This is a genomic window from Brevibacterium permense (assembly GCF_013280495.1).
Lineage (GTDB): Bacteria > Actinomycetota > Actinomycetes > Actinomycetales > Brevibacteriaceae > Brevibacterium > Brevibacterium permense.
The window spans coordinates 286735-309870 of sequence record NZ_JABSSX010000004.1; the positions used below are offsets into that span (position 1 = coordinate 286735).

Sequence of the window (23136 nt, forward strand, 5' to 3'; positions counted from 1 at the left end):
GTACGCCTCTCACGAGGATTCCGCCGCCTGAGACAGATCTGCCGGGGCGCTTGAAGTGATTGAGTTCACACGGAAGACCGTTCCGAGCACGCAACCTGACCTGCAAGGATGATGATCCTCAGGTGCAGACCGGGCCGCCTTTGACCGGCCCGCACGACCGCCTGGACGCTGCCCCGGGAGCGCGCCGCCCACAAAAGGCGTTGACGCTCAAACTTCACCCGCGATACTGTCGGGTAACACCCCGTAGTAACTTACATCACACGCTGATGCCGACTGTGCTGTCGGTGGTCAAGGAGGATCAATGAAGTTCCGCAACCCCAGCCTCATCCGCAGGCTCGTCTCATCTCACGCCGGTCGCATCGCCATGGTCGCGATTCCCACCGGCGTCGTCTCGGCCATGCTCATGGGCGGAGTGGCACAAGGCGCTGTCCCGGTCTCGTTCGCCGTCTCCGGCACTCAGTTCAAGATCACCTCGTCGCAGCTCGAGGGAACCGGCTTCTCCCAGTACAGCGGTGTCGCGAAGGACGCCGAGGGCGGCGAGCACGCCGTCGTCACCGCGAACATCAAGGACGCGACGCTGGAGAACCTCTGCCAGTCGGCCGTCCAGGAGACGCCTCTGGGCAAGGTCGGCATCCTCATCAAGGCCGGCGGCAAGGGCACCCCCGTTTCGGCGAAGGACCTGCAGATCGGCATGACCGGACTCGAGGGCGATGCGGAGTTCAAGAACATCCGCATCGGCGTCGACGCCTCCGATGTCAACACGAAGGCCAAGGGAAGCAAGGGCGACTTCTCCCAGGACGCCGACACCATCAACATCAAGGACCTCAAGCAGGACTCCTGGTCGACCACGGCTTCGGTCTTCACCCTCAAGGACATGTCGCTGAAGCTCACCGACGGATCTGAGACGTGCGGCTGATGAGGGACTCAGCAGCCAACGGGCAACCAGCCGATGAACGGGGGGCCGCCGAACAGGAGGACACCGTGCAGAAGACGAGCCTGCTTGCGCTGTCCCGGCGGAGTCGACGTGCCGATGAGCGGAGCGACCATTCCGAATCCGGCGTCGAGACGGCAGAATTCGCCGTCCCCACGCCGGAGGCGAGGGACGCTGACAGCAGCGAGGGGGCCGAGATGACCGAAGGCGCCGAGAAACGCCGGGGCTTCAGACACTGGCGTCGGCAGCGTCCCTTCATCGGGGGCGTGCTGGCAGTCCTCGGAGGAATCGAACTGTTCTTCTCCGGACAGCTCGACCTCGGCAACATGCAGATCCAGTTCGGCATCGAGGGACTCCAGGCGACTGTCGTCCCGATCGCCATCGTCGCCCTCGCTCTGCTGTCGATCTTCCGACCGACGCACCATCTGTTCTACGGGATCATCTGCCTCGTCCTCGCGGTCTATTCACTCATCGGAGTGAACCTCGGCGGGTTCATCATCGGAATGCTGCTGTCCACCATCGGAGCGATCCTCGTGGTCGCGTGGATGGGACCGCGCGGATCGAAGGAGTCCGAAGCCGCTGAGGGGGAGACTGCATGAGGGTACCCAGCCGCCGCACGGCCTCGATCCTGGCGGCGGCTGTCCTGATCCTCCCGACGACTCTCGGGGCGGGATCGGTGGCAGCCGCCCAGTCGTCACCGCTGTGCTCACTTGTGGGCACATGCGATGACGATGATTCCACCAAATCCAAGGACCGCGCACCTGCGGACGATGTGTCGCCCGGAATGCCGGTGAAGCCCAGTGATCCACCGACCTCGGATCCCACGGAGCCCGCACCGGGCCCCACGGACGAACCGAGCGATGAGCCGACGGAAGAACCTTCCGAAGAACCCACCGATCCGGGCGGTCTGGGCCTCGATGAGCCCAGCGATGATCCGACCGAGGACGAGGATTCGGAGGAAGAGGGCAACGGCGAGTTCCCGTCCGACGCACAGATGGATGAGAACGCGCCGATCTTCACGAAGACTCCGGCCGCAATGGGCTCAGAGGGCCTTTCGTTCAAAGGGCTGAAGAGCATCTCCTTCGTCTCGGTGCCCACCGCCGACGACGGCAGCATCGTGGTGCTGAAGATCCGAGCCGATGAGATCAAGATCACCGGCTTCTCACTCACGGTTCGGCCCCCCAAGGAGCACGAAGGGCTGGTGACGAAGGCCGACACGATGACGCTCAGTGGCGATGTCACTACCTACATCGGTTCGATCACCGCCACGACGAAGGACGGAAAGTCGCTGACCATCGGGCCGGAGACCCCTCCGCCCATGGACGAGGTCGAGCCCGGACTGCTGCGCGTGACGATGGGGCTCGTCGGATCCACCGCCGATTCGATCGCCTACTCGAACACCGATCAGAAGCTCAAGGAAGTCGAAGACTGATCCTCCCTCTCCGAGGCGGCTCCTCCCTCACCATGAAGAGGAACCACCCGACGGGGCCGGGCTCAGCCCAGAAAGGCCAGGCCCGAAGGCCGCGGACTCAGTCCGCGGCCTTCTCGCGTGCCCGCTTCTTCCGACGGAGGGTGTCGCGGACTTCGCGCAGCTTGTCGCGTTTGCGTTTGCGCCCAGCCTCGGCGGCCCTGATCTGCTCCGGGGTGGGCTCGTGGTCGCCCATTCCGACCTGGAGTTCGACGGGGCTGATCTCCCGCATGACGCCGACATCGATCTTCGTGCGCAGACGCAGGATCTCGAGGCGGAGGATGCGGGCCAGGAAGTAGATGCCGAGCAGGTTCGGGAAGGCCATGAGGAAGAAGATCGCATCGGAGAAGGCGATGACCGAATCCAGCGACATCGAGGCGCCGACGATGACGGCGAGGATCCAGAACACCTGGTAGGCCTTGTCTGCGACCTTCGAGTTCTTCGTCAGGTACCCCAGCGCCTGCTGGCCGTAGTATCCGTAGGCGAGGATCGTCGAGAAGGCGAAGAGCACCACCGCGATCGTGAGCAGGATCGGGAACCAGCCCGACACTGAGGCGAACGCCTGCGCAGTCAGGCCGATGCCGTCCTCGGTGCTCTCGGCGTAGAGACCGGTGGTGATGATCGCCAGCGAGGTCAGGGTGCAGATGATGACGGAGTCGATGAGGGGCTCCCACATCGCCACGAATCCTTCCGTTGCCGGCTTCGTCGTCTTCGATGCGGCATGGGCCATGCCTGCCGATCCGATTCCGGCGGCGTTGGAGAACAGCGCGCGCTGGATGCCGACGATCGCCACGCCCACGGCACCTCCGGCGATTCCGCTGGGGCTGAAAGCTCCGGTGAACATGAGCGCGAAGGCGTGTGGGATCTGCCCGGCGTTGAGGATGAGGATGACGATGATCGAGAAGAAGTAGAGGATCGCCATGAGCGGTGTCAGCCTCGACGTCCACTGTCCGATCTTCTTGATCCCACCGAGGATGACCAGGGCGGTGAGGGCAGCGATGATCGCGCCGATGAGCCAGAGTTTGTCGGCGAAGAAGCTGTCCTGGCTGCCGGTGGCCTGAACGATGATCGCGGCCGCCTGGTTCGCCTGGAACAGGTTGCCGGCGCCGATGACGCCGAGCACGGCAGTGAGTGCATAGAACCCGGCGAGGAACTTCCCGAGCTTGGGCCGTCCGATCTCGGCCAGCCCGGCCCGCAGGTAGTACATGGGACCGCCGGAGACGGTGCCGTCTTCGTTGATCTGCCGGTATTTCACGCCGAGGGTCGCCTCGGCCATCTTCACGGTCATGGCGAAGAAGCCGAAGATGATGATCCACAGGGCGGCACCGGGGCCGCCGATGGTGATCGCCACGGCCACGCCCGCGATATTGCCCAGCCCGACGGTGCCGGAGAGTTCGGTGGCGAGCGCTTGGAAGCTCGAGACCTGGCCCGGGTCGGTCTTGCGGGTGAAGCGGCCGCGGATGATGCCGACGGAGTAGCGGAGTCCGGTGATCGGCTGGAAGCGGAGGTAGAAGGTGAGGAAGACGGCCGCGGCCATGAGCCACACGACGATGAGCGGGATCCCGAGCGAGCCGATCTGCAGCTCGAAGAAGACGATATTGCTGAAGGTCTGCGCCGCGGGTCCGAGGAAGGACTCGATGGCCTCGTCGACTCCTGCGGCGGCAAGATCGGGCTCAGCGGCGGTCTGGACGAGATGTTCAGTTATTGAGGTCATATCTGCGGGCGCGAGATTGCGTTTCGTCCGGAGGATTGGTCCGGGACCGGCACCCGTGATCAACGTAACAATCGTTGGACTGATTTTCAGCTTTCGCTCAGGTAAAGCGCCTTTTTCACATGCTTCTCACATATTGAGGGCGCCTCCGGTCTGGACACCTCGGCCGCACGTCGGCCTTCGAGTAATGCGACGAACGACCGAGCCAGCCGCTTCCCATTGTCGACGAGTGCGGAATCGTGAGCCTCGACCTCGGCGATGATCGAGTCCTGGGTCTTGCCGGCCGGCAGGGTCAGGTCATTGCCGTCCAGCCACCGAGAGATCTGCGTGGCATCGGTTTCCGGGTGGAACTGGGTGCCCCACGCGAATTCGCCGAGACGGAAGGCCTGGACCGGAGCGTCGGAACCGGTGATGAGGAGTTCGGCTCCGGGCGGCAGCGCCATCTCCTCCTGATGGAAGAGCACGGAGGGCAGCGACTCCCCTTCAGTCTCCCCAGCACCGGTTGACCCACCACCGGCCAGCGCCCCGAAGACCGGGTCGGATGCCCCAGCCGAAGTGACACCCAGTTCGTAGATCCCGATCTGCGGGTGCGCCCGCCGGGTGATCGGAGCATCGCCTGCCACGGCAAGCATCTCCCCGCCGAGGCAGATGTTGAGGCTAGGGAACTCCCCCGCGATCGACCGGCGAAGCAGATCCCTGACCTCGGGGAACCAGGGATTCTCATCGTCCTCGGTGGGCCCTGCGGATCCGCCGAGGACGATGAGGGCGTCGAACGAACCGAGCTGCGGTATCACCTCGCCGAGGTACGGACGGGCCACGACCACCTCGGCGCCGGCTTCGATCAGCCATTCACCGAACCTCTGCGGTCCGGTGCCACGTTCGTGTTCGATGGCAAGGATTCTCACGGAAGTCATGGCCCCATCTTCTCACCCTCCGTGCGCCTCTATTCGGCGGTGACGTAAGCCGAGGAGATGCCTCCGTCGACCGTGAAGGTCGAGGCGTTGACGAAGGAGGAGTCGTCGCTGCCGAGGAAGGCCACGGCGGCAGCGATCTCCTCAGGTTCGGCGAAGCGCCCACCGGGGCAGTGGACAAGCCTGCGCTGCGCCTGCACGGGGTCCGAGGCGAAGAGCTCACGCAGCAAGGGGGTGTTCACCGGTCCCGGGCACAGTGCGTTGACGCGGATGCCATCCTTCGCGAACTGGACGCCGAGCTCACGGCTCATCGACAGAACTCCGCCTTTCGACGCCGAGTAGGAGATCTGCGAAGTCGCCGCTCCCATGAGCGCGACGAACGACGCCGTATTGATGACCGACCCCGATCCCTGCTTGACCATGTGCTCGAGGGCGTACTTGCTGCAGAGATAGACGGAGGTGAGGTTGACCGTCTGCACCCTCGCCCAAGCCTCGATGTCGGTGGTGAGGATCGAATTGTCGTCGGTCGGGTTGATGCCCGCGTTGTTGAAGGCGACGTCGACGCGTCCGAAGTGCTCGACAGAGTGGGCGAACAGGTTCTTCACCTCCTCCTCATCGGCCACGTTGACTCGCACGAACAGTCCGCCGAGCTCGTCGGCGACCTCGGGTCCACGCACTTCGTCGAGGTCGCCGATGACGACCTTCGCGCCTTCTTCGGTCAGACGGCGGGCACTGGCGAGTCCGATGCCCGAGGCACCGCCGGTGATGACGCAGATCTTGTCCTTGAGTCGGTTTGCCGCAGTGGTCATGATTCTCCTGATGATCGTGGTGATGAGGTGGCAGGTGGATGGGTCAGAGCGCTGGCCGGGTCGCGAAGAAGACGTTCTTGACCTCGGTGAATGCGGACACGGCGTCGGGGCCGAGTTCGCGGCCGAGTCCGGACTGCTTGAATCCGCCGAACGGGGTCGAGTAGCGGACCGAGGAGTGCGAGTTCACCGACAGGTTGCCGGCCTCGACTCCGCGGGAGACCCGCATCGCCCGGTCGAGATCGTTCGTCCAGATTGAGCCGGAGAGTCCGTATTCGGTGTCGTTGGCGATGCGCAGGGCATCCGCTTCGGTATCGAAGGGGACGACAGAGAGAACGGGGCCGAAGATCTCCTCGCGGAAGTCGGCCGTCGCTGTGTCGGGCGGGGTGAGCACTGTCGGCGGAAACCAGAAGCCCGGGCCTTCGGGTGCAGAGCCGGTGAAGGCCACCTCGGCGGCAGCCACATAGCCGGCGACCTTCTCTCGGTGAGCTGCAGTGACCAACGGACCCATGTCCGTGTCCTCGCGGCTCGGATCCGCACAGGCGAAGGACCCGACGGAGGATTCGAGTGCGGCCATGAAGTAGTCGTAGATCCCGCGCTGGACGAGCAGCCGGGACCGGGAGCAGCAATCCTGGCCGGAGTTGTCGAAGACGCCTCCGGGGGCAGCGGCCGCGGCGGCCGCGACATCGGCGTCGTCGAAGACGATGTTCGCGTTCTTCCCGCCGAGTTCGAGAGTGAGGTTCTTCACCTGCGCTGCACAGCCGGCCATGATCCTCTTGCCCACCTCGGTGGATCCGGTGAAGACGACCTTGCGTACGGCCGGGTGGGTGACGAAGCGCTCCCCGACGACGGATCCCTTGCCGGGGATGATCTGCAGAACGCCCTCGGGCAAGCCCGCTTCGAGGGCGAGCTCGCCGATGCGGATCGTGGTCAGCGGCGTGATCTCGGCGGGTTTGAGGACCACGGTGTTCCCGGCTGCCAGGGCAGGGGCGAAGCCCCACCCGGCGATCGGCATCGGGAAGTTCCAGGGGACGATGACGCCGACAACGCCGAGAGGTTCGGCGAAGGTGATGTTCACTCCCCCGTCGACGGGGATCTGCCGACCGAAGAGCCTCTCCGGCACCGCCGCGTAGTATTCGAGGACGTCGCGGACGTTGCCAGCTTCCCATCGGGCGTTCCCGATCGTATGTCCGGCGTTGGCGACCTCGAGCTGGGCGAGCTCTTCGTTGGCCGCGTCGACCTTGTCGGCGAAGCGCCGCAGGAGCCGGGCGCGATCGGCGGGGGCGACGGCGCGCCAGGATTCGAAGGCCCGCGCCGCCTTCTCGATCGCCCGGTCCGTCTGTTCGAGGTCGGCGAGTTCGACGTCGGCGATCGGCTCTTCCGTCGCCGGGTTGATGACCGTGTAGGTGCTCACTTCGGTGCTCTCCTTGTTCCTCTGTCTGTCGCGTGTCGTCGTGCCGCTTGAACGAGGGCACAGACGACTCGGTCGTCATCGGGGTCGTGTTCGGGATGCCATTGGACAGCGAAGAGCCATCCCCCGTCAGCCGGATCTCCTGTCTGATCCGCGGCCGGGTCCGGTTCGATGATCTCGACGAGTCCCTCGGGACTGCGGCCGGTCGCACGCAGACCGGCGCCGAGGCGGTCGATCCCCTGATGGTGATAGCAGGGCGCAGTGGTCGCCTCGCCGAGGATCTCCCTGGCCCGTGACCCTGCTTCCGTGGTCACCGTGACCTCGCCGTAGACGCCGGGGGCCGGCTGATAGTCGGAATGTCCGAGCGACTCGGGCAGATGCTGGATCAAGGTGCCTCCGGCGGCGACGTTGATGACCTGCATCCCGCGGCAGATGCCGAGCACAGGCAGGCGGCGCCGCCGCGCGGACGCCAGGAGCATCATCTCGCCCGAGTCGCGGAACGGGTGAGACACGGTCGTCTCGTGCGGATCTTGACCGTATTCGGACGATCCGACGTCGGCTCCTCCGGCCAACAGCAGGCCGTCGACACGGTCGAGGGCCGCAGGAGCCTGTCCGTGGGGCGGCAGCAGCACGGGGATCGCCCCGGAGGCGGCGACCATGCGCACATAGTCGCCCGGGATGAGAGCCGCCTCGGTATCCCAGACTCCCCACTGGGCCTGCTGCATGTAGCAGCTGATGCCGATGACGGGGTCAGAGGCGTTCGAAGCCACGGAGCCTCTCCCAGTCGGTGACAGTCGCGTTGTATGCCTCGAGTTCGATGTCGGCCGCGTGGACGTAGTGGCGGACGACGTAATCGCCGAACGCGTCCTCGGCGATCTGCGATCCCTCCAACCGGTCGCGGGCACCCTGGAGGGTGGTGGGCAGTCGAGAGGCACCTGCGGTGTAGGCGTTGCCTTCCGTGATCGCGGGCAGTTCGAGGCCTTTCTCGATCCCGTGGAGACCCGCCGCGATGAGAGCCGCGGTGGCGAGGTACGGGTTGAGATCGGCCCCGCCGACTCGGCATTCCACGCGCAGGGAGGGTCCCGAGCCGACGACGCGGAAGGCGCAGGTGCGGTTGTCGAAGCCCCAGGCGACCGCGGTCGGTGCGAACGAACCTTCGACGAAGCGTTTGTACGAGTTGATGTTCGGGGCGAAGAAGTACGTGAAGTCCTCGATGCAGGCGAGCTGACCGGCGATGAACTGCTCCATGAGGGTCGAGAACCCATGCTCGCGGCCTCCGGCCATGACCATATCGCCCTCAGCCGAGCGGAAGCTCAGGTGGATATGGCACGAGGAACCCTCCTTCTGGTCGTATTTGGCCATGAAAGTGATCGATTTCCCGTGCTGGGCGGCGATCTCCTTCGCCCCGTTCTTGTACACCGCGTGGTCGTCGCACGCCTTGAGGGCGGGCTGGTAGCGGAACGTGATCTCGTGTTGGCCGAAGTTGCATTCGCCCTTGGCCCCTTCGACGAAGAGCCCGGCCCCAGCCATAGAATTGCGGATATCGCGCAGCAGAGGTTCGACTCGGGCGGTGCCGAGGAGGGAGTAGTCGACGTTGTACTGGTTCGAGGGCGTAACTTCGGTGTACTTCGAGGCGAAGGCTTCTTCGTAGCTCGAGTCGAAGGTGATGAACTCCAGTTCGGTGCCGACATGAGCGCTCAGCCCATGGTCGGCAAGGCGGGCGAGCTGGCGCTTGAGGATCTGACGTGGGGAGGGCGCCACCTCGGCGCCGGTGGTCGTCAGGAGGTCGCAGTTGACCATCGCACTGCCCGGCTGCCAGGGCAGGAGCCGCAGGGTCGCAAGGTCGGGCTTCATCACCATGTCGCCGTATCCGGTCTCCCAGGAGGAGACCTCGTAGCCGTCGACGGTGTCCATGTCGACGTCGACGGCGAGCAGGTAGTTGCAGCATTCGGAGCCGTGGTCCATGACGTCTTCGAGGAAGAACTGGACGCCGAGCCTCTTGCCCTGCAGGCGACCCATGTGATCGGTGATGGCAACGACCACGGTGTCGATCGTGCCCTCGGCGGCGAATCGGCGGAGTTCGTCGACGGTAAGCGGTTCGGCCTGGATCGACCCTCGGGAGGTCCTCTGCGCCGAGGTGGGCGAGGTGGGTACCGGAATCTCGGTCATGCGGCGTTCCTTTGCTGTGCGGGGTGGTTGAAGGTGGGTCGTGCGGGCTACTTGAGGCCCTTCTCGGCGGCCTCGATCTGTGCGAACTCCTCTTCCGGGGCGCTCGCGACGAGGTGGTGGCGGGAGTAGAACCAGAAGTAAGCGAGCGCGATGAGGAAGACTCCGGCGGCGATGCCGGCGGCGAGGATGTCGACGAAGAAGGTGGCGATGACGGCCACCGAAGCGAGTACGAGGGCGATGGAGGTGGTGACGACGCCACCGGGGGTGCGGTATCCGCGGGGCAGATCGGGTTCTTTGACGCGCAGGCGGATGTGGGAGAGGTTGAGCAGGACGTAGGAGACCGTGGCACCGAAGACCGCGACGTTGAGGAGGACTCCGCCGTTGCCGTCGACGGCGATCGCGAGGATGAAGCCGATGGTGCCGGGAACGATGAGGGCGAGGACCGGGGTCTTGCGTTTGCCCGTCAGGGACAGCCATTTGGGCAGGTAGCCGGCGCGCGAAAGGGCGAAGAGCTGACGAGAGTAGGCGAAGATGATCGAGAAGAAGCTCGCGATGAGTCCCGCCAGCCCGGCCCAGTTGACGAAGGTCGCAAGGACGGAGTTCTCGCCGTAGATCGTGCGCAGGGCTTCGGGCAGCGGATTGTCCGATTCCCCCATCGCCGAGGCGCCTGCGAGTCCGGGGACGAGGAGGAGCATGAGGGCGCCGAAGACGACGAGCACGGCCATTGCCGTGATGATGCCGCGCGGCATGTCCTTCTTCGGGTTCGCCGATTCCTCGGCGGCCAGCGGGACGCCTTCGACGGCGAGGAAGAACCAGATACCGAAGACGAGCGAGGCGAGCAGGCCGGAGACGCCCATCGGCATGAATGCCGATGACCCGAGGGCGCCGGTGGGCTCGATGTCGAAGAGATTGCTCGCATCGAAGTGGCCGACCGCGGCGACCACGAAGACGATGAGGGCGATGACCGCGACAGCGGTGATGACGAACATCAGTCGCAGGGCCTCACCGACTCCCCATAGGTGGATTCCGATGAAGACCGCGTAGGCGACGAGATAGATCGTCCAGGTAGGCACCGATTCGGGCAGAATGCCGAGCGCCTGGACGTAGCCGGCGATGAAGGTCGAGATCGCGGCCGGAGCCATCGTGTACTCGATGAGGATCGCCATGCCGGTGGCGAATCCGCCCAACGGGCCGAGCGCTCGGCGGGCGAAGCCGTAGCCTGCGCCGGCAGTCGGCAGAGTGGAGGAGAGTTCGGCGAGGCCGAAGACCATGCACACGTACATGAGTCCCATGAGGAGGAAGGCGATGAGCAGGCCGCCCCAGCCGCCTTCGGCCAACCCGAGGTTCCAGCCGGAGAAGTCTCCGGAGATGACGTAGGCGACGCCGAGTCCTGCGAGGAGGATCCAGCCGGCCGCGCCCTTCTTCAGCTGTCGCTTCTCGAGGTAGTGCTCATCGACATTGCCGTATTCGATGTTCTTGCTCATGGCTGCCCCTCGGGGTTCTGGTGAGTCTCGATCTAGTCGTGGTCGAACAGTCATCCAATGGATCGTTACCAGACCATTAGACTAAGACGAATGTAATCTGGCTCACAGATGGCTGTCAAGGATTTTCCGCGAGAGTGGAAGAATCGACGAAGATGAGTTGAGCTGCGAGACCAGGAGAGGAGGCAGACGTGGACGGAGCAGAAGAGCCGGGCAGCCCAAGGCCCGCGGTCAGCCCACCCCGCCCGGGAGGTCAGCATGCGCGCGGCGGAAATGTGTTCGAACATACGATTGCGGAGCTGCTGCGCGCGATTCGTCTCGGCAAGTACCTCGTCGGCGACAAGCTGCCGGCCGAGCGCGAACTCGCCGCCCAGATCCGGGTCTCGCGGGCGACCCTGCGGCAGGCGCTCATCGAGCTTCAGACTGCGGGCATCGTCACGTCCCGTCGCGGTCGCTACGGCGGCACCTTTGTGACCCGACTGCCGTCCGCCGACACCGATGAGCGGATCGACCCCGGCGAGCTCGATGATGCCGTCCGGTTTCGCTTGGTTCTCGAGACAGCTGCGGCCCGCATCGTCGCCGAGCAAGACCTCTCCCCGAACGAGGTTGCTGCCCTGACGGCAGCGGAGACGGATTGTCGTACGGTGTTCGCCTCCGCCGAACAGTTCCGCGTGCTCGATGCCAGATTCCACCTCATGATCGCCGAACTCACGCACATGCCATCACTCATCTCCGCCTCGGCGGCCACTCGCGATCGGGTCAACGCTCTGCTCGACCGGATCCCCTTCATCCATACGAACGTCGAACACTCCTGCGATCAGCACCGAGAGATCGTCGACGCCATACTCACCTCTGACCCTGATCGTGCCGCCGATCTCGCCGCACAGCATGCGGAAGGCACTGAGAAGCTGCTGCGCGGATTCCTCGAACAGAGGTGAGACCAGCGGCGAGCGCTCTTGAAGCTGACACCGTGTCAGGTGGTGGACTGTCGATGACGACAACGAGGATCGCACATGAGGATCGGTGAATTCGCGCAGCTGGGGCAGCTGTCGGTGCGCATGCTCCGCCACTATGAGTCGATGGGTCTGTTGGCTCCGGATTCGGTCGACCCGTTCTCCGGACACCGCAGCTATACGGTGGCGCAGCTGCCGCGGCTCAACAGAATCATGGCGCTCAACGCGCTGGGGATCTCGCTGCGGAAGATCGCCGAACTGATTGACGCCGACCTCAGCACGACCGAACTGACCGGCATGCTCAATCTGCGTCGTCATCAACTGCGAGCCGAGCAGTCGGGTGCAGCCGCGAAGCTGGCCGAAGTCGAATTACGGCTGGCACTCATCGAAGGGACTGCTATGAACCATCCGGACTGCATCATCAAAGAACTGCCTGCAGAGAGGGTACTCGGACAGACGGTCGTTCTCGGCGAGCCGCCGTTCGACACTTCTGAGATCGGACCGCTGTTCGGCACCGTTGCCGACCGTCTCGCTGAGGCGGGGATCCGACACGCAGCCGGCGTCGGCATCTACTCCGATGCCGGACACGGGACCGAGGTCACCTGCGGGTATCGCACGGAAGCAGCTCAGGATCTTGCGAATCTGCAGGTCACAGAGCTGGAGGCGTGCACTGCGGCAACTCTCATCCACGAGGGGTCGATGAGCCGCATCGGCGCCAGCTCTCAGCACCTTTCCAAGTGGTGCATCAGTCAGGGGTATTCCCTGACCGGACCGTGCCGCGAGGTCTACCTCGAAACAGATGACGACACCGCAGACACTTCCGGCCAAGCTGGATGGATCGTCGAGCTCCAGCAGACGATCATCCCGTGACGGCGACGCCCGAGGGCGCAGGGTTCCATTCCCTCGTTCAAGGCGAACCGCCTCGGCGACGGTGTCCCGGTCAGCGCGACAGCGAAGTCGCCTCCGCGGCACCGGCCTCAGCCTTATCGGCTACAGCCTTGCCTGTCACGACCTTCTTGCGCAGGGCGAGGAAGAACAGGACGAGGCTGACGGACAGGGCGATGTGGCCGAGGCCGGCGATTCCGGCGATCATGGCGTTCGACTCTTCGCCGAGGACGGTGAACCAGCCGTGCCAGACCATCATTGACGCGGTGAGGATCACGCCGACGTTGTAGAGCCAGAAGAACCACGAGAACAGCTTCGTGCCGGAGAGTCCGAACACCTTGTCGAGGGCGAGGACGATGAGGAGGACGATGAAGCCGAGCGTGAGCAGGTGGGTGTGGACGAGGCCGAGCTGTGTGAACTCACCGGAGGGGAAGTCGTTGGCCTTGGTGAACTCGCGGTAGAACAGTCCCGAGAGGACGCCGATGATCATGTACGTGAAAGCTGCATTGAATATCTTCTTCATGCTTCCACTTCATCAGCACGCGGGCGCGGTTTCCTGACCCACAGGATTGAACTCCATCCCCAACTTTCGATTGATGTTCCATCACACAGGGTTCTGAAGCCCCGAAAATCGGTTCCGGAGCTCGTGATCCCGCTAGCCTGGAGGCATGGCCATGGAGAACTTGCTCGCGAAGATCGACCGCCTCGCCGGCGGCAAGAAGGCCGGCATCATCGTGCCGTCGGACGGCCTCGAGCACCCGAAGACGAAACGCGCCTTCGCGTGGATCACCTGGCTGCTCGTGTTCGAGCTCGTGCTCGGCTTCGGAGCCGTGGTCTACGCGGTGCTCATCGCCAGGGCCGGCGAACCGGTGCCGTTCGCCGTGTGGATGCGCACGATCGTCGTCCTCGGCATGACCGTGACCCTCTTCTACTTCTTCTGGCGCGCAACGAAGGGCTTCTACTGGGGATATCAGCGCCTGCGCCTGTTCACGCAGATCTTCCCCGTCATCACCCTCGTCATGGCCGCGATCCCCGGCCTCTACCCGGTCTGGATGATCACCGAGCAGATCGTGTTCAGCCTGGTCATGATCGGCGTCGGCGACTTCCTCACCGGCGACCACCTGCGCGAGGTGTTCCGCAAGCCCGAGGACTGAGCGGCCGACTGCCTATCTGTGCCCGAGGCCCGGCCGGCCCCGATTCAGGATCGCCGAGGCGACCGCCGCCCCAGTCCTCACCCCGCAACGAGGCGGCGCGCCTCCTCCTGATGTGCGGCGATGAGCGCTTCCTTGTCGAGCGCGAGCCCGTCCGCGCCGATGGCGTGGCCGTCGACGACCCGCCACTGACCGCCGACCATCATGTGATCGGCCTTCTCCGCACCGCAGAGGACGAGCGCGGGGATCGGGTCGTGCGATCCGGAGAAGGCCAGACCGTCGAGGCGGAACATCGCGAGATCGGCCTGTTTGCCGACCTCGATGGTGCCGAGATCGTCGCGGCCGAGTGCCGCCGCCGATCCCTTGGTCGCCCAGTCGAGGACGCGGTCGCAGGTAACCGCCTCGGCGCCGTAGCGCAATCGTTGGATGTAGAGGGCCTGCCGGACCTCACGGATGAGGTTCGAGGCGTCGTTCGACGCGGAGCCGTCGACGCCGAGCCCGACGTTGACTCCGGCGTCCTCGAGTTCGATGGCACGGGCGATGCCCGAGGCCAGCCGCATGTTCGAGGTCGGGCAGTGTGCGATGGAGACCCCGGCCGCGCCGAGGCGGTCGATCTCCGAATCGTCGAAGTGCACACCGTGCGCCAACCAGGTCCGCTCCCCCAGCCAGCCGACGGACTCGAGGTAATCGACGGTGCGCAAGCCGAAGGTCTCGCGACAGAAGTCCTCTTCGTCGATGGTCTCGGCCAGGTGGGTGTGGAGACGGACATCGAGTTCCGCGGCGAGCGCGGCGGACTCGCGCATGAGCTCGGTGGTCACGGAGAACGGAGAGCACGGGGCGAAGCCGATCTGAATCTGGGCGCCTGGGCCCCGCTGGTGATAGGTCTCGACGAGGCGGCGGGAGTCATCGAGGATGACCTGCGAGTCCTGGACGGTCTGCTGCGGGGGCAGTCCTCCGTCGTCCTCGCCCAGGGACATCGACCCGCGGGTGAGCATGGCGCGCATGCCGAGTCTCCGGACGACGTCGACCTGGATGTCGATGGCCTCGTCCATGCCGGTGGGGAACAGGTAGTGGTGGTCGGCGGCGGTCGTGCATCCGGATTCGAGGAGCTCGGCCATCGCCACCGTCGTCGCGAGTTCGAGCGCGCGCGGGGTCAGCCTGGCCCAGACCGGGTAGAGGTTCTGCAGCCACCCGAACAGCGGCAGGTCGGCGACGGGCGCCCATGCACGGGTCAGCGTCTGGTAGAAGTGATGATGCGTATTGATCAGCCCGGGAGTGATGACATGCGCTGAGGCGTCGATGGCCTCGAGGGCAGCCGTGTCACCGACGGTTCCGCCGGCCCCGGATGAGGTGGGTTCGCCCCCAGCGGGAACGAGTTCCACGATAGTTCCCGTGGCCGGGTCAATGACGATTCCCCGCGCCGCCCGGTTCGGATCGACGCCGGCACCGAGGTGGACGGCCAGCGGATCGCGTAGCCACAGTCGCGCTGTCGATGTGTCCCCGGAAGCCGGAGGGTTCCCCGGCAGCGGGGAGTTACCCGGCAGTTGGGAGTTCCTCGATGCACGGTCTCCCGTAGTCAGTGTGCTTGCTGTTGCCGCAAGGCTTCCCGGTGTCGAGAAGCTCCCTGCTGACGGTGTGCCGGTTTCGTTGCTGTCGATCATCGCGTCGCCTTCACTCTTGAACCGTGCGCGTCGAGCGCGCACTATTGGTCAGTAGCGACAGAACTGGGGCTGACGCCACCAGCTCAGGTTTTCCGGCGTCTGCTGCTCCGCCGGTCGGTATCCCATCCGGGATCCCCGACTGTACCCACTGGTCGGCGAGACGGTACGATGATCCAAAACCATCGAATTGAGCGAACGTTCAGTAGATTGTCGAGGGATGAGTACACGACTGCCGTGAACTCTAACATGTGCCGCGGGTCACTAAAATGGCTTGCGGCGAAAATGGTACTCCTTTAGAGTTTTGCGATCAGGAAGTTTCCTTTCGCATAACGGAATCCTGCAACCGATCCCTCGGTCGATCTGATGTCCTCGCACGCTGCACCGGCCACTGAGGTCGGTCAGTCACAGTGAGGTCTTCGCCCGAGGACGCACTCAATGGAGAGATAGATGTCGGTATCCCATCAGTCACCCAGCAACGACCGCAAGTCCGCGGTCGCGAGCAAGCCGGCCCGTCCGGAGGACGAACGGCTTTCAGTCGGCAGCTCGTTCGCATACGGTCTGCAGCACGTGCTCACCATGTACGGCGGAATCATCGCCGTTCCTCTCATCATCGGCAATGCCGCCGGTCTCGACGGCAACGGCATCAGCCTCCTCATCGCCTCCTGTCTGTTCGTCGGTGGTCTCGCCACGATTCTGCAGTCGGTCGGTGTGCCGTTCTTCGGCTCGCAGCTGCCGCTGGTCCAGGGCGTTTCGTTCGCCGGCGTCGCCACGATGACGTCCATTCTGGCCGGCGGCGACGGTCTGCCTGCGGTCTTCGGATCGGTGCTGGTCGCCTCGGTGATCGGTCTGATCGTCGCTCCGGCGTTCGCACTCATCGTGAAGTTCTTCCCGCCGGTGGTCACCGGAACAGTCATCACCACGATCGGTCTGTCACTTATGCCCGTAGCCGCAGGCTGGGCCATGGGCGGGGACGCCGAGGCTGCCGATTACGGCAGCGCGCGCAACATCCTCATCGCCGTGGTCACCCTGGCGATCGTGCTCATCCTCAGCCGGATTCCCGTCGCGATGATCTCCCAGCTGTCGATTCTGCTGGCCATCATCATCGGCACCATCGGCTGCCTCATCTTCGGCTGGGCCGATTTCTCCCATGTGCTCGATCGCGGCATCTTCGCGTTCCCCGAGCCGTTCGCCTTCGGTATGCCGACATTCTCGGCAGCGGCGATCATCTCGATGTTCATCGTCATCATCGTCACCTTCGCCGAGACGACTGCGGACATCATCGCCGTCGGAGAGATCGTCGATACGAAGGTCGACTCCAAGCGCATCGCTTCGGGTCTGCGCGCTGACATGCTGTCGTCGGCGGTCTCGCCGATCTTCAACTCCTTCACGCAGTCGGCTTTTGCGCAGAACGTCGGTCTGGTCGCTATCACGGGAGTGAAGTCGCGCTTCGTCGTCACTGCCGGCGGTGCGATCCTCGTGGTGCTCGGTCTGCTGCCGGTGATGGGCGGGTTGATTGCCGCAGTGCCGACTCCGGTTCTCGGCGGCGCGGGCATCGTGCTGTTCGGCACGGTCGCCGCGTCGGGCATCCGCACGCTGTCGAAAGTCGAGTACGAGGGCAACCTCAATATGATCATCGTGGCGGTTTCGCTGGCCTTCGGCATCATCCCGGTCGTCCAGCCCGACTTCTACAATGCCTTCCCGAATTGGGTCGGCATCATCCTCCATTCGGGCATCTCCTCGGCCACTCTCATGGCGGTGCTGCTCAACCTCGTCTTCAACCACATCGGCGTGAAGACGAAGGACCGCTCCGACCGGTCGGTCTTCGTGGCCGGCACCGGACGAGTCATCCGCAAGGAAGAGCTGCAGCGACTCATCGACAACGAAGCCATCCTCTATGAAGGCGATACCGTCAAGGACGGCAAGATCGTCGATTGCAACGGTGAAGAGGTTCCGGTCGTCACCGAGGAGCAGCACGAGAAGGTCGTCGACGCCGCCCAGAAGGGTGAGGTTCGCACCCAGGAAGACGTCCGCCGCCTCATCGCCGAGGACGGTAACTGAGGCCAGATACGCCAGCTGGACCCGGATACACCGAACTGGCACCGGCCGCCGTCTGCGAAGGCGCGCGTCCGGGGCCTCTTGCGATTTCGGGCCCGCTGTCGGTTCGGGCTGGTCGTCAGAACGGGCGGGTGATCAGAACGGGGGCGGATCTCCGGAGTCCCAATAGTCGTTCCACGGCGGCTCCCGGCCGACGTTCGAGACGGGCTTGGTGCCAGCCGTAGGGGCACACTTGTCCCCTCGTTCACTGGAGCTTGGTTCGGAGTCCCTTGGCTCGGAGGCTGCTGGTTCGGAGCCCCCTGTTGGGGTATGGCCCTCTGGTTCTGGAGGGCGAAATGCATCCGCATTGTCGAGTCGTCCGGCTGGGCCCAGATTTCCGAGGTCGCGAAGCTGCTCCGCGTCGACGGGATTCTGCCGGTCGAGCAGATTCGGCAGTTGGTCATAGTTCTCCAACTGTCGAGCGTGCTCGGCATTGATCGGGTTGTCCGGTGGATACATGGTTGCGATGACTCCGCGGGTGAAGGCGTACTCCACCGCCCCTTCCTCGGTCATTCGGACCGAGAATCTGCGGTCGGTCTTCGCCTGGTGGTCGGGTTTGCACAGCGGATGGAGGTTCTCGAAGATCGTCTGACCGCCTCGGGCTGGATCGGCATGGTCGAAAGGGATGATGTGATCGACTTCCGAGGTCTCCGCTCGCCGGGTGCACCCCGGAGCAGTGCAGGACTGCCATTTGCCAACCAAGGGCGCGCGCACGTCTCCCGGAATGTGGTAGCTGCGTGACCGGGCATCGATCGGTGTCCCGGTGGCGGGATCGGTGAGAATCCGGTGCCAAGTGGGGCTCTCACCTGCGAGAGCCCGCGCCGCGTCGGGCGGCACAGGAGTGCCGTCCGAGAACGTTCCCGGTAGTTCCGACTTTCCCACTGCGGTGAGATACGGAACCGTCACCATCATCTTCGCCTGTTCCCGCACCCACTGTCCGTGGGTGGGCATGACGAGCTTGATGGTGGTCTTCACGTTGACGCCGGTGCTGGCGGCCGCTTCCGCTTCAGTCTGCGCCTCCTGCACTGCACGATCGACCGCGGCTGCCGTGATCGGAGCCGTAGGGTCCGATTCGTCGGCGGCCGAGGAGTCCGAGCCGTCGGCGGCTTCGAGAGCGATCTCGTTGGTGGTGGTCTCACCGGTCGAGGTGTCGTGCGTCGTTACGGCGATGCTCATCTGCGGGGTCGCCCGAGTGGCGATGTCGAACATGAGGGCGGCGATGCTGTCCTGGTCGGCAACCTCGAGGCCGGCGGTGCTAACTTCGGTGAGTGCCGAGATGTTGCCGTTGCGGATCGCTCGGGCGAAGGCCTCGATGCGCAGGTAGAAGGCGTTGAGTTCCACGGCGGGTCCGGACAGGGTCACCGAGGCGGTGCCGTCGGGGTAGTTCATGATGTCAACCCGGCGACGCTTCTTGGCCAGCTCGGCCCGGTCGTCGACAGGCACGATTGCCGCGATCTTGAGATTGAGCGACTTCTTGAAAGTCTCGAGGGTGATATCGGCACGACGGTCGCCCAGGTAGGCATCGAGGCGAGGCAGATACTCGAAGGCGACGTCTTTGACGGCACGGGTCGCGGCAAGCACGTGTTCGATCGTGAACTCACCGGCGAGGCAGCGCTGCAGGAACTTCGGCAGGCCGAACGCCAGTGTGACGGCGTTCGTGATCTCGTTGTAGGCACCGTCGCTTGACGAGCCGAGGACCGTAGTCAATTCGGCGATCTCTTCGCGAGCTGCAAGGTCATGGACCCAGCTGTTGAAGGATTTGTGCAGTCCGAACTTGGGAAAGTTCGGAAGCGGGGCTGCCGGCGGAGCAAGTGGCTGTTCGACGATGCTCTCCTCGGTTGCGCCGTCCTCGGTGGCAGTGCCGGTGGAGGAAGCAGCGTCATCAGACTCGACGACTTCGCGGTCTTCGAGAACGAAGCCGGTGGATGTCCACGGGTCCACGAAGTCGTCCTCCTTGGGCAGCAGTCCGTCACGTGCCGTGATGAAGCGGCCAGCTGTCTCGGTGAACGTTGCATGATAGTAGATCTTGTCGCCCTCGGCGTAACGGAGCTTCTCAATGACATCAGTCAGAAACAGACCCGCGACGGCCTGGAATTCGGCGAGACGAACTCCCGTGCTCAAATGAGCCAGACTGACGACCACGGCCATCGGCGAATCGGGGTCGACGTCGAGACGACGGGGCGAGTCGGGGCCGATCAGAGGAACCTGTGGCGAAGAAGAGGGGTCCGCCGATGTCGCGGGCGAACCGGAGGCTGATTCAGTCGAGGCACGCTCGAGACCGCTGTTGCCCGGATCCTGAGGATCCTTCATCGGTCTCGCCGCCTTTCACGTCGATGTGAATGCCATGACTCTATTTTACTCTCAGAGAGAAGAAATGAATATCACAACTCGATTACAAAGAGAATCTCCATAAGTTTCAATGCCGTTTGTTGTATTTTGATGATATATTTTCGTTCCAGTCGAGGTACAGGCACTCGGCACACGAGGCGCCCTGGATCGCATTGCCCCGGGACGGCGAACACCGGCACCGCCCTCCGTTGTCGGAACAGTCAGCCGGACAGGCACCTACCGATTTCGCTCGCCACTGACCTCGCTATTCGGCCGTTCAGTCATCTGCTCAATCAGATCCAGGCTCCTATTCAGTCAGCAGGCCAGGCAGCTGATCCATCGCGCTGAAGGTCTCGGCCGCACCTGCAGCCAGCAGCGTTTCCGCGCTCTGATGAACCGGAGAATCCGGGCAGAACCCGAGCACATGGGATCCGGCCGCAGCACCGGCGATCACGCCGGTGGGGGAATCTTCGATCACGGCCGCCTCGGCGGGGCCGATCTGCAGAGATTCGGCTGCTGCCAAATAGACGTCGGGTGCAGGCTTCGAATTGGGCTGCTCCATGCCGGAGAAGATCCGACCGTCGAAGGCATCGAACAGACCGATCTTTCGCAGCTGCAATTCGATTTTGGGACGATCCGCTCCCGAAGCGCAGGCGATCCTGCCCGAGTAGACCTCGGCGATGCGGTGAACGGCATCGACGACTCCCGGAATCGCTTGGAGGGATGCCTCGAGCTGGGCATTGCGGCGCCGCCGGAACTCCAGCATCCACTGCTCGTCGATGCGGAATCCGGTGTGCTCCTCGATGACATCAGCCTCGTCGCGGAGCATCTTGCCGACGAATCGCGCAATGCATTCCTCGGCGCTCAGCTGCCAGCCGAGCTCCTGCAGCATCTGGTGGAGCACGCCGTTCGTGATGCTTTCGGAGTCGACGAGGACTCCGTCACAATCGAAGAGGACGGCGGAGAATTTCGGAAGTGGGGCCATACTCCGATTCTGCCACCCGGCACTGACGCGCAATCACGGGCAGCCACGCCGGCTCGTCCCTGGATCTCGCGGACCCGATACAACCGCTGTCGCACTGTGCCGACCGCCACCTCCCCTGCTGTTCCAGCTCAGGAAACTGAGAGAGCCCCGATCACACCGCGCCGAACGACACCGCCGTATACAGCACCCGTGCGGTGGCGAGCGCGCAGACGATGATGACCAGCGCAAACAGCGTCAGCCAGGCACCGGCGGGCAAGGCCGAGCCCTGCGCGAGGATATAGGCATCGGACTGCTGCACGTGGCGCCGGCGCGTATGGACGCGGATGACCTTTACGAGGTCCTTGAGCGACCCGATCGTCAGCGCCGTGCCGAGTGCGGCGACGAAGACCGAGATCCACTCCAACGGCAGGAACACGACGACGAGCTGGGCCGCAATCGCCGTGATCACGGCGATGACCGCGCCCGCGAAGTTCCGGATGAAGATGAGCGCGACCAACAGGATCAGCGCGCCCACTGACAGTGCCAAGGGGGCCCAACCGAAGACCGCCGAGGTGGCCAGAACGAGTCCGAGCACGCCCGGTGCCGGATATCCCCAAAAACCCGCCCATGTGGCTGAGAAGCCGACTCGGCCGAAGGAGTTCATCTGCCCCGAATGATCGAAGTTCAGCGAGATCCCTTTGACCACGCGCCCCGTCATCAGGGCGGCGAATGCGTGGCCGAGCTCGTGGATGAAGGTCACGAACAGTCCGAAGAACCTCCAGATCCCCGGAGTCAGCGTCACGACCAGCGGGATCCCGATGACGAGCACGAGTCCGAGGACGTCGAGCTCGAGCCCGTCCTGCCGCCCGAAGCCCGAGGTGATGGCATCCCACCACGTCGCCGTTGCCTGCTTGAAGTCCATAGCGGCCCAGTGTACGAACCGCTCCTGAGCGGGATCCTCAGGACCTCCTCAGCGATTCGGAAGGTCGCGGTGCCTAGACGGCCAGCGACTCGACATCGACCCAAGAACGTTCGTGTACCGACCGCAGCACGGCCTCCGTCACGAGCACGGCTCGCACCCCGTCTCCCAGAGTCGGCAGCCCCTCCGGTCGCTCGCCGGCGAAGTAGGCATAGGAGTCGGCGACGAAGCCATTGAACGCATCCTGGTATCCCTGCGGATGGCCGGCCGGGACCATACACAGGCGCGCGGCATCGGCGGACAGGGAATCGGGATCGCGGACGAGGAGGCGGCTGTCGGCTCGCTCGCCGAACCACAGCTGTTCGGGCCGCTCCTGCTCGAAGCGCATGCTCGCCTCGGTGCCGGCGATCTCCACGGTCAGTCCGTTCTTGCGTCCGGGAGCCAATTGGGACACCAGCAGTGAACCGATGGCACCACCGGAGAACTCGATCGTCACAGCCACCGTGTCCTCCGTGGTCACCGCGGTGCCGCCTCGGCGAGGGTGAACTGTTCTCGTGGTCGCCACCAGGGACGCTATCCGGTCATCGACGATGAACTCGATGAGATCGACGAGGTGGGAGCCGATATCGGCGAATGCCCGCGAAGGGCCGCCGCGTTCGGAGTCGACCCGCCAGTTCTCGTCGCCGGAGCCGAGCAGCCAGTCCTGGAGGTATCCGGCGTCAACGGTCAGCAGAGTCCCGGCCTGACCCTCGCGGAATCGGGCGCGGGCTTCACGCACCATCGGGTGGTAGCGGTAGACGAATGGAACGGTCCCGCGCAGTCCCGACTCGTCGGCGCGGGCCAGCACGGCATGCGCGGCCGTCGAATCAGTGGCCAAGGGCTTCTCGCAGATGATGTTCGATCCCGCGTCCAGCGCTTGCAGGGACTGTGCCGCGTGGACGTCATTAGGAGTGCAGATGTGGATTGCGTCGAAGGTGCGGCCGAGCAGTTCGTCGGGCGCAGTCGAATTCTCGAAACCGAGCTGGGTCGCCGCTTGTGCCGATCTCTCCGGCCGCGACGATGCGACCGAGTCGAGCACGGCTCCGGCCGACCGTGCGGCTCGACTGTGGACGCGGCCCATGAACCCGCCGCCGAGCATTCCGATGCGAGGACCTCGTCCCCGCGCAGTGTCACCTGAGTGCATGCCTCATTATGCAATCACCGGTCGCACCGAGTCGACCGCATCCATCCGCACCGAGTCGACCGAACCGCCGCCCTCCGCCACTGACACCCCCGCGCCGCCGGGGGCCAATC

At 64.5% G+C, this 23136-nt stretch carries 20 protein-coding genes; 7 read left to right on the forward strand and 13 right to left on the reverse strand.

Features of this window, described 5'->3' with window-relative positions; all coding sequences use genetic code 11:
• Nucleotides 1-301: 301 nt before the first annotated feature.
• From HK353_RS08330 to HK353_RS08340, 3 genes are all read left to right on the forward strand, one after another.
• Nucleotides 302-916, forward strand: a complete 615-nt coding sequence (locus HK353_RS08330) for a DUF6230 family protein (protein ID WP_173155093.1) — start codon at nt 302-304, stop codon at nt 914-916.
• Between the two features lie 65 nt (nt 917-981).
• Nucleotides 982-1530, forward strand: a complete 549-nt coding sequence (locus HK353_RS08335) for a DUF6114 domain-containing protein (protein WP_173155095.1) — start codon at nt 982-984, stop codon at nt 1528-1530.
• The gene (locus HK353_RS08340) at nt 1527-2363 is read left to right on the forward strand and encodes a hypothetical protein (protein WP_173155097.1); all 837 of its coding nucleotides are present in this window, start codon (nt 1527-1529) and stop codon (nt 2361-2363) included. Before HK353_RS08335 ends, HK353_RS08340 begins: the two co-directional genes overlap by 4 nt.
• Nucleotides 2364-2460: 97 nt before the next feature.
• On the opposite strand, the gene HK353_RS08345 is transcribed toward HK353_RS08340, so the two are convergent.
• From HK353_RS08345 to eat, 7 genes are all read right to left on the reverse strand, one after another.
• A complete protein-coding gene (locus HK353_RS08345; RefSeq protein ID WP_173155098.1) occupies nt 2461-4113 on the reverse strand; it encodes an alanine/glycine:cation symporter family protein in 1653 nt (550 codons plus the stop codon).
• A gap of 86 nt (nt 4114-4199) precedes the next feature.
• Nucleotides 4200-5024, reverse strand: a complete 825-nt coding sequence (locus tag HK353_RS08350; protein ID WP_173155100.1) for a type 1 glutamine amidotransferase — start codon at nt 5022-5024, stop codon at nt 4200-4202.
• 29 nt (nt 5025-5053) lie between these two features.
• Nucleotides 5054-5830 (reverse strand): 3-oxoacyl-ACP reductase, encoded by a 777-nt coding sequence (locus HK353_RS08355; protein WP_173155102.1) that lies wholly within the window; start codon nt 5828-5830, stop codon nt 5054-5056.
• Between the two features lie 43 nt (nt 5831-5873).
• Nucleotides 5874-7241 (reverse strand): aldehyde dehydrogenase family protein, encoded by a 1368-nt coding sequence (locus tag HK353_RS08360; protein ID WP_173155104.1) that lies wholly within the window; start codon nt 7239-7241, stop codon nt 5874-5876.
• Complete coding sequence (locus tag HK353_RS17030; RefSeq protein ID WP_173155106.1) at nt 7238-8008, reverse strand: gamma-glutamyl-gamma-aminobutyrate hydrolase family protein; 771 nt, start codon at nt 8006-8008, stop codon at nt 7238-7240. Before HK353_RS17030 ends, HK353_RS08360 begins: the two co-directional genes overlap by 4 nt.
• A complete protein-coding gene (locus HK353_RS17035) occupies nt 7989-9407 on the reverse strand; it encodes a glutamine synthetase family protein (RefSeq protein WP_173155108.1) in 1419 nt (472 codons plus the stop codon). Before HK353_RS17035 ends, HK353_RS17030 begins: the two co-directional genes overlap by 20 nt.
• Before the next feature lie 47 nt (nt 9408-9454).
• Nucleotides 9455-10891 carry an ethanolamine permease gene (gene eat, locus HK353_RS08375; protein ID WP_173155110.1) on the reverse strand — a complete coding sequence of 479 codons (1437 nt, stop codon included), beginning with the start codon at nt 10889-10891 and terminating at the stop codon, nt 9455-9457.
• Between the two features lie 272 nt (nt 10892-11163).
• Here eat and HK353_RS17460 point away from each other — a divergent pair, with 272 nt between their 5' ends.
• Nucleotides 11164-11826, forward strand: coding sequence for a FadR/GntR family transcriptional regulator (locus tag HK353_RS17460; RefSeq protein ID WP_342589856.1), 663 nt, complete (start codon nt 11164-11166; stop codon nt 11824-11826).
• 75 nt (nt 11827-11901) lie between these two features.
• On the forward strand, nt 11902-12711 hold the full coding sequence (locus tag HK353_RS08385) for a MerR family transcriptional regulator (protein WP_173155112.1): 810 nt from the start codon (nt 11902-11904) through the stop codon (nt 12709-12711).
• Nucleotides 12712-12781: 70 nt separating this feature from the next.
• On the opposite strand, the gene HK353_RS08390 is transcribed toward HK353_RS08385, so the two are convergent.
• The gene (locus HK353_RS08390) at nt 12782-13249 is read right to left on the reverse strand and encodes a DUF2871 domain-containing protein (RefSeq protein ID WP_173155114.1); all 468 of its coding nucleotides are present in this window, start codon (nt 13247-13249) and stop codon (nt 12782-12784) included.
• 145 nt (nt 13250-13394) lie between these two features.
• Here HK353_RS08390 and HK353_RS08395 point away from each other — a divergent pair, with 145 nt between their 5' ends.
• Entirely contained in the window at nt 13395-13880 is a 486-nt protein-coding gene (locus tag HK353_RS08395) for a hypothetical protein (RefSeq protein ID WP_173155116.1), read from the forward strand.
• A gap of 77 nt (nt 13881-13957) precedes the next feature.
• On the opposite strand, the gene HK353_RS08400 is transcribed toward HK353_RS08395, so the two are convergent.
• Complete coding sequence (locus HK353_RS08400) at nt 13958-15538, reverse strand: 8-oxoguanine deaminase (RefSeq protein WP_173155118.1); 1581 nt, start codon at nt 15536-15538, stop codon at nt 13958-13960.
• 447 nt (nt 15539-15985) lie between these two features.
• Here HK353_RS08400 and HK353_RS08405 point away from each other — a divergent pair, with 447 nt between their 5' ends.
• Nucleotides 15986-17596, forward strand: a complete 1611-nt coding sequence (locus tag HK353_RS08405) for a nucleobase:cation symporter-2 family protein (protein ID WP_173155120.1) — start codon at nt 15986-15988, stop codon at nt 17594-17596.
• 132 nt (nt 17597-17728) lie between these two features.
• Here HK353_RS08405 and HK353_RS08410 read toward each other — a convergent pair whose 3' ends face one another.
• The 4 genes from HK353_RS08410 to HK353_RS08425 all read right to left on the reverse strand — a co-directional run bounded on the left by HK353_RS08410 (nt 17729) and on the right by HK353_RS08425 (nt 23026).
• The gene (locus HK353_RS08410) at nt 17729-19942 is read right to left on the reverse strand and encodes an HNH endonuclease signature motif containing protein (protein ID WP_173155122.1); all 2214 of its coding nucleotides are present in this window, start codon (nt 19940-19942) and stop codon (nt 17729-17731) included.
• A 325-nt stretch (nt 19943-20267) separates the two neighbouring features.
• Nucleotides 20268-20945 carry an HAD family hydrolase gene (locus HK353_RS08415; protein ID WP_173155124.1) on the reverse strand — a complete coding sequence of 226 codons (678 nt, stop codon included), beginning with the start codon at nt 20943-20945 and terminating at the stop codon, nt 20268-20270.
• Between the two features lie 151 nt (nt 20946-21096).
• The gene (locus tag HK353_RS08420; protein WP_173155126.1) at nt 21097-21846 is read right to left on the reverse strand and encodes a M50 family metallopeptidase; all 750 of its coding nucleotides are present in this window, start codon (nt 21844-21846) and stop codon (nt 21097-21099) included.
• Nucleotides 21847-21919: 73 nt separating this feature from the next.
• Nucleotides 21920-23026 (reverse strand): Gfo/Idh/MocA family protein, encoded by a 1107-nt coding sequence (locus HK353_RS08425; protein ID WP_245395867.1) that lies wholly within the window; start codon nt 23024-23026, stop codon nt 21920-21922.
• Between the last annotated feature and the right edge of the window lie 110 nt (nt 23027-23136).

Bases quoted from the DNA above. Each gene is read 5' to 3' on its own strand.
- HK353_RS08330 (WP_173155093.1), top strand. From the start codon at position 302: ATGAAGTTCCGCAACCCCAGCCTCATCCGCAGGCTCGTCTCATCTCAC.
- HK353_RS08340 (WP_173155097.1), top strand. From the start codon at position 1,527: ATGAGGGTACCCAGCCGCCGCACGGCCTCGATCCTGGCGGCGGCTGTC.
- HK353_RS08345 (WP_173155098.1), bottom strand. From the start codon at position 4,113: ATGACCTCAATAACTGAACATCTCGTCCAGACCGCCGCTGAGCCCGAT.
- HK353_RS08350 (WP_173155100.1), bottom strand. From the start codon at position 5,024: ATGACTTCCGTGAGAATCCTTGCCATCGAACACGAACGTGGCACCGGA.
- HK353_RS08355 (WP_173155102.1), bottom strand. From the start codon at position 5,830: ATGACCACTGCGGCAAACCGACTCAAGGACAAGATCTGCGTCATCACC.
- HK353_RS17035 (WP_173155108.1), bottom strand. From the start codon at position 9,407: ATGACCGAGATTCCGGTACCCACCTCGCCCACCTCGGCGCAGAGGACC.
- eat (WP_173155110.1), bottom strand. From the start codon at position 10,891: ATGAGCAAGAACATCGAATACGGCAATGTCGATGAGCACTACCTCGAG.
- HK353_RS08385 (WP_173155112.1), top strand. From the start codon at position 11,902: ATGAGGATCGGTGAATTCGCGCAGCTGGGGCAGCTGTCGGTGCGCATG.
- HK353_RS08390 (WP_173155114.1), bottom strand. From the start codon at position 13,249: ATGAAGAAGATATTCAATGCAGCTTTCACGTACATGATCATCGGCGTC.
- HK353_RS08395 (WP_173155116.1), top strand. From the start codon at position 13,395: ATGGCCATGGAGAACTTGCTCGCGAAGATCGACCGCCTCGCCGGCGGC.
- HK353_RS08400 (WP_173155118.1), bottom strand. From the start codon at position 15,538: ATGATCGACAGCAACGAAACCGGCACACCGTCAGCAGGGAGCTTCTCG.
- HK353_RS08405 (WP_173155120.1), top strand. From the start codon at position 15,986: ATGTCGGTATCCCATCAGTCACCCAGCAACGACCGCAAGTCCGCGGTC.
- HK353_RS08410 (WP_173155122.1), bottom strand. From the start codon at position 19,942: ATGAAGGATCCTCAGGATCCGGGCAACAGCGGTCTCGAGCGTGCCTCG.
- HK353_RS08415 (WP_173155124.1), bottom strand. From the start codon at position 20,945: ATGGCCCCACTTCCGAAATTCTCCGCCGTCCTCTTCGATTGTGACGGA.
- HK353_RS08420 (WP_173155126.1), bottom strand. From the start codon at position 21,846: ATGGACTTCAAGCAGGCAACGGCGACGTGGTGGGATGCCATCACCTCG.
- HK353_RS08425 (WP_245395867.1), bottom strand. From the start codon at position 23,026: ATGCACTCAGGTGACACTGCGCGGGGACGAGGTCCTCGCATCGGAATG.